General features: G+C 71.1%; 5 protein-coding genes. 3 read left to right on the top strand and 2 right to left on the bottom strand.

Annotated features, from left to right (window positions below):
* Positions 1-1154, top strand: a 1154-nt coding sequence (locus ACESL7_RS07465) for a hypothetical protein (protein WP_372892688.1), incomplete at its 5' end; no start/stop codon positions are given.
* 121 nt (positions 1155-1275) lie between these two features.
* Here ACESL7_RS07465 and ACESL7_RS07460 read toward each other — a convergent pair.
* A complete protein-coding gene (locus ACESL7_RS07460; RefSeq protein ID WP_372892687.1) occupies positions 1276-2208 on the bottom strand; it encodes an MBL fold metallo-hydrolase in 933 nt (310 codons plus the stop codon).
* A gap of 172 nt (positions 2209-2380) precedes the next feature.
* Between ACESL7_RS07460 and gltX the strand changes: the two genes are divergently transcribed.
* Positions 2381-3706, top strand: coding sequence for a glutamate--tRNA ligase (gene gltX / locus ACESL7_RS07455; protein WP_372892686.1), 1326 nt, complete (start codon positions 2381-2383; stop codon positions 3704-3706).
* Positions 3707-3940: 234 nt separating this feature from the next.
* Here gltX and ACESL7_RS07450 read toward each other — a convergent pair whose 3' ends face one another.
* On the bottom strand, positions 3941-5362 hold the full coding sequence (locus ACESL7_RS07450) for a protein adenylyltransferase SelO (protein WP_372892685.1): 1422 nt from the start codon (positions 5360-5362) through the stop codon (positions 3941-3943).
* 108 nt (positions 5363-5470) lie between these two features.
* On the opposite strand from ACESL7_RS07450, the gene ACESL7_RS07445 reads away from it, so the two are divergent.
* Positions 5471-6007 (top strand): CBS domain-containing protein, encoded by a 537-nt coding sequence (locus ACESL7_RS07445; RefSeq protein ID WP_372892684.1) that lies wholly within the window; start codon positions 5471-5473, stop codon positions 6005-6007.
* The last annotated feature ends 116 nt before the right edge of the window (positions 6008-6123 follow it).

Below are 6123 nucleotides of genomic sequence, written 5' to 3'. Positions count from 1 at the left end.
AGCTGCAGCAGGTGTCGCTCAGTATGGATGGCCTGCTCGAGAGGTTCAGCGCCCTTGCGGTGTCGTCCGTTGGCCGCCGGGCATTCGCGGGGGTCTATCTGATCGGCGGCGTCGCTTCTGCGTTCGCGCTGCCGGACACGCCGGATGAAATCAGCCGCATCGCTGACATCCGGGCGGTGCTGGGCGGCGCCTCTTACAGCTTCTTCTGGCCTCCCGGCAACATGGCGGTGATCCTCGCCAACCCACTGTTTCATGCGGACGTGCTGCCCGATGTTCAGGCAGTGCGCCTTTTCAACTTTCTACTCTCGGCGCCGCCGATCCTTTGGCTGCTGCTACGCTGCCGGGTGCCCCTGGCGCTCGGCGTCGCGCTCGTGGCGATGCCCTTCATGTGGCTGGTCACGGCAACCGCCTCCCAGCAGGGGCTGATGCTTGCGCTCCTCGTCGTACTGCTCCAGTCGGCGCTCGACGGGCGTCGTGCTGCGCTGGTGGCGGCGGCCGCGGGCCTGTATTTCGTCAATCCGGCGATGCTTCCGGTGATACCGGGTGGGTTCTTCCTCGCCGCGCTGCTCGGCCAGCCGACGCCGCACGCTGCTCGGGCGGCGCTGCTCGGCGTGATCCCCTTCGCGGCGGTCGTCGCGTTCGTCTGGATTCTCACGGGGGATCTGCGCCCGACACTCTCTGGCAATGGTGCGTCCAATCTCTGGCTCGGAAACAATCCCGATCCGCTGTCGCATCGCGGTGTCGCCACGCGCCCGCTGCCGTCCGATCTGCTGGCCGCGACCTTTGAGTTCATGCGCCAGGAAACCTTGGCGTTTGTCATGAACCTCCTGCGCAAGATAACGCTCTACTGGGTGCCATGGGATTACATGCGCAGCGGACTCGGCGGTGACCTGCAGGCCGTCTTTTTCGGCTATGTCGCGGTCGTTCAGGCGACGATCTACGCGACGGCGATCGCGCTGCGGCACTCCGTCCGGCCGGGAGCGCTGACGACCGCGATCGCGATCGCGCTTCTGGCCTGGGCGCTCTACTCCCTCTTCTTCGTGAAGATCCGGTTCCGCGTGCCGTTCGACCTGTTGATCCTCGCGGCCGTCATGATGCCGCGGCGGGACCGGACGGCGCGCGCGAACGACGGCCCCGAACCGCCCTGGGCGTGATCGTCGCCATCCGGTCAGCCGCGGGCGGCGGACCCGCCGCGTCCCGGCAGTATTTTCCGGCACGCCCCTGCTCGGCCCGGTCGCCCGGGCCGAGCAGGGGGATCCGACACCGCTCTTGGCTTCACTCCATCGTCAACTGGTAGCTGTGCGGCACGTAGCGGAAGCCGTCGCCCGCGGTTTCGACGTAGCCGAGGCCCGGGAAGGGCATGTGGTAGCCCACGAAGGGCACCTTGTCGGCGGCGAGCATGCCGAGAAGGCGCCGGCGGGTCGCCGCGGCCTGCTCCTTGTCGCGGTCGAAGAGCACCTCCCAGTCCGGGTTGGCGAGGGACCAGATGTAGTGGTTGGCGAAATCCGCGCCGAGGAGGAGCTGGCGCCCCTCGCTTTCCAGCATGAAGGCCATGTGGCCGGCCGTGTGGCCGAAGGCGGCCACCGCGGTCACGCCGGAGGCCATCGCGTCTCCGTCCTCGAGGAACTCGAGCTTGCCCGCGTCCGAGAGCGGGCGGACCTTCGCCTCGAAGGTCTCGTCGCCCGAGAAGTCCCAGGCGTCGAACTCCGCCGCGCCGGTCAGGTAGCGCGCGCCGGCGAAGGTCTCGGAGCCCTCCTCCATGAGCCCGCCGATATGGTCGCCGTGCATGTGGGTGAGCGCGACGTGGGTGACCTGGTCGGCGGTGTAGCCCGCGCTCTCCAGCGCGCCGACGGTCGCCGCGGGCGCGAGACCGGTGTCGAAGAGAATGAGCGCCTCGCCCGTGTTCACCACCGTCGGCGTGAAGAAGAAGCGGCTGGTGTCGGTGGGGATCATCGCCTCGGCCGAGGCCTCGGCGAAGGTCTCGTCGGAGACGTTCAGGCCGAAGATCTCCTGCGGGTTGGGCACCATCCGCGTTCCGGCCAGTAGCGTGGTGACCTCGAAGCCGCCGAGGCGGAAGCGGGCGTGCGTCGGGAAATCCGGCCCCAGCATCGGCGCGCTCGCGCGGGCCGGGCCGGCGGCAGCGGTGGCGAGCGGCAGCGCCGCGGCGCCGGCGAGCGCCTGGCGGCGGGTGATCGTTGCCTGTGTCATGGGTCTCCTCCCGGGTTAGGACTGTGCGGACGGTAGCCGCCGGGCTGCCCGAACCTCTTGTGCGTTTGCGCACAGTGCATGTGACATTTCGCAGGTCCGGCGTGCCTCGGCCCGCCCGCGCTGGACATGGCACGGGGCTTGTGACAGGGGACACGCCCGACAGGAGACGCCGATGACCACCACCCGTTTCGCCCCGTCGCCCACGGGCTACCTGCACGTGGGCAACCTGCGCACCGCGCTGATGAACTACCTCGTCGCGCGCAAGGCGGGCGGCACCTTCATCCTGCGCATCGACGACACCGACCCGGAGCGCTCGCAGGAGGTCTACGTCGCCGCGATCGAGGAGGATCTCGCCTGGCTCGGCCTCACCTGGGACCGGATGGAGCGGCAGTCGACGCGCCTCGACCGCTACGCGGCCGCCGCCGACCGCCTGCGCGCCGCGGGGCGGCTCTACGAGTGCTTCGAGACCCCCGAGGAGCTGGAGCTCAAGCGGCGCAAGCAGCTCGCCATGGGGCGCCCGCCGGTCTACGACCGCGCCGGGCTCGCGCTCTCCGAGGAGGAGAAGGCCCGCCTGCGCGCCGAGCGGGGCGCCGGGCACTGGCGGTTCCGGCTCGATCACGCGCGCATCGAATGGGAGGACGGCATCCTCGGCCCGCTCTCGATCGACGCCGCCTCGGTCTCCGACCCGGTGCTGATCCGCGCCGACGGGCAGGTGCTCTACACGCTGGCCTCGGTGGTGGACGACACCGGGATGGCGATCACCGACGTCGTGCGGGGGGCCGACCACGTCACCAACACCGCGACGCAGATCCAGATCATCGCGGCGCTCGGCGGCACGGCGCCACGCTTCGCGCATCACTCGCTCCTGACCGGCCCGCAGGGCGAGGCGCTCTCGAAGCGGCTCGGCACGCTCAGCTTACGCGACCTGCGCGCGCGGGGGGTGGAGCCGGCGGCGCTGGTCAGCCTGATGGCGCGGCTCGGCACCTCCGACCCGGTGGAGCTCGTCGACGATCCCGACGCGCTCGCCGCGGACTTCGACCTCTCGAAGTTCGGCGCGGCGCCCACGAAGTTCGACGAGGCCGATCTCGGCCCGCTCACCGCGCGGCACCTGCATGCGCTGCCCTTCGAGGCCATGAAGGACGAGATCGCGGCCCTCGGCGTGCCCGACGATCTGGCCGAGCGCTTCTGGTCGGTGGTGCGCGAGAACATCGAGACGCGGGCGGAGCTCGCCGACTGGTGGGCGCTCTTCCGGGATGGTGCCGAGCCCGGGATCGCGCCGGAGGACGCCGACTTCGTCGCCGAGGCGATGGCGCTCCTGCCAGAGCCGCCCTACGGGCCGGAGACCTGGGGCGCGTGGACCGCGGCGGTGAAGGAACGGACCGGCCGCAAGGGCAAGGCGCTCTTCATGCCCCTGCGCAAGGCGCTGACGGGGCGCGCGACGGGCCCCGAGATGGCGGACCTGATGCCGCTCCTGCAGCGGGTGCGCGCGAAGGAATAGGCCCCGCGCCCGCCGGAGGGCCGGCGAGCCTGCCGCGCACCGCGACGAGCGCCGCCGATGGCGACAGCCCATGCGCGCGCCCGGCCCGCGATCCGCACCCCGCACTCAAGCGCCGCCCCGGGTCCTTCTTCTTGGCAAAAATATCCCGCGGGGGCGTGGGGGCGCGAAGCCCCCACATGCGCCGTGGCCGCGCGCGCAGCGCTCGGGCCATCGCCCCCCGCGGATGCGCCCCGCTCAGGTGCCGCAGAAGGTCGCCGCGACCCGCTCCTCGGGCCGGGGCGGCGCGGCGAGCGTGGTGTCCTCCGGCGTCTCGTAAGGCGTCGCGAGCGCCGCCACGAGCCGCCGGAACGGCGCCAGGTCGCCGCCGACCGCCGCCTCGATCATGTGCTCGACCTGGTGGTTGCGCGGGATCACCGCCGGGTTCGCGGCGCGCATCCGCGCCGCCGGGTCGCCCGTCTCGGCCGCGAGGCGCGCGCGCCATTTGCCCTCCCAGGCATCGAAGGGCGCGGGATCCGTGAATTCCCGCCGCGCGGTGCCCTCGGCGAGCCCGCGGAAGGTGTTGGTGAAATCCGCGCCCTGCGCCGCCATGAGGTCGAGCAGCTCCGAGATCAGCCCCGCGTCGCCCTCGTCCTGCCCGGCGAGGCCGAGCTTCGCGCGGAAACGGGCGAGCCATTCGGCGCGGATCATCCCGGGCATGGCGTGGACCGACTCCGTGAAGGCCTCGACCGCCTTGTCGCGGTCGGGCATGAGCGGCACCAGTGCCGTGGCGAGCTGCGCCATGTTCCAGACCGCGATATCGGGCTGGTTGGCGTAGGCGTAGCGCCCCATCCGGTCGATCGAGGAAAAGACCGTCTCGGGGTGGTAGTCGTCCACGAAGGCGCAGGGCCCGTAGTCGATCGTCTCGCCCGAGAGCGCGCAGTTGTCCGTGTTCATCACGCCGTGAATGAACCCCACGCTCATCCACTGCGCCACGAGCCGCGCCTGCGCCGCGATCACCGCGTCGAGAAGTGCCTGCGGCCCGTCGGCCTGCGGGTAGTGCCGCGCGACCGTATGGTCGAAGAGCGCGCGCAGCGCCTCGGTGTCCTGCCGCGCGGCGAAGACCTGGAAGGTTCCGACGCGGATGTGGCTCGCCGCGACGCGGGTCAGAACCGCGCCGGGCAGCACCGCCTCGCGCACGACGGGCTCTCCCGTGGCCACGGCGGCGAGGGCGCGCGTCGTGGGAATGCCCATCGCGTGCATCGCTTCCGAAACGACGTATTCACGCAGGACCGGGCCCATCCAGGCGCGCCCGTCGCCCATCCGTGAATAGGGCGTGCGCCCCGAGCCCTTGAGCTGGATGTCGCGGCGGCGGCCCTGGCGGTCCACAACCTCGCCGAGGAGATGCGCGCGCCCGTCGCCGAGCTGCGGGTTGAACTGCCCGAACTGGTGGCCGGCGTAGAGCTGCGCGAGGGGCGCGGCACCCTCGGGCACCTCGTTGCCGGCGAAGACGCGGGCGAGCGTTGCCTCGTCGCCGGTCACCGCGATGCCCAGGTCCGCGGCGAGCGCATGGTTGAAGGCGAGGAGCTGCGGATCGCGGACCGGCGTCGGGTCGATCCGGGAATACAGGCGCTCGGGCAGCGCCGCGTAGGTGGTCTCGAAGGGAATGGCGAGCGTCATGACCCGGATATAAGCCCCTGCCCGGGGCCATGCCAGCCCGCGCGCCTTGTTCTCGCGCCGCGCGCGCTAGGGTTCTCCGGCGACGTACCCATGCGAGAGGAGTTTCCGATGACCGCGAGCGACCATATGCGGATGCAGATCCGCGACCGCCCGGAGTATGCGAGCAAGCCTGCGCCGCTCACCTTTCGCGAGAGCGCCAGCGTGGCCGAGGCCGTGGCGGCGATGAGCGATCGCGGGTACGGCTCCGTCGTTGTGACAGAGGAGGACGGCACGGTGACCGGCGTGGTCACCGAGCGCGACGTGATGCGCCGGCTCGTGAACGCCGGCCGCGACGCGGCCACGACCACGCTCGCCGAGGTGATGACCCGCGAGATCCGCGTCGCACGGGAGACCGACGACCTGCTCGACTGGCTGCGGATCATGTCGAACGAGCGCTTCCGCCGCCTGCCGGTGGTGGACGAGGCGGGTCGGATCAAGGCGGTCTTCACGCAGGGCGATTTCGTCTCCTACACGTGGCCCGACCTCATGTATCAGGCCAAGGAGCTCACCAGGGCGAGCTTCGCGCGCAACTACGCGCTCTGGCTCGTGGTCGGGGGGGTGATGCTCTACTCGGTGGCGATGGTCATCGTCGTCGGGAGCCTCTGAGCGGCCGAATCGCGCTGGCGTCGCGCCTCAGAGCGGGCGTGTCATCAGCAGCGTGGCGTCGCGCGTGGTGAAATGCGCACGGGTGTAAAGGCGCTGCGCCGCCGCGTTCGCGCTGT

The sequence above is a fragment of the Rhodosalinus sp. genome (genome assembly GCF_041685465.1).
Taxonomy (GTDB): Bacteria; Pseudomonadota; Alphaproteobacteria; order Rhodobacterales; family Rhodobacteraceae; genus Rhodosalinus.
Note: the sequence above shows the minus strand (reverse complement) of the source record. Positions and strands in the feature narration are given on the sequence as shown.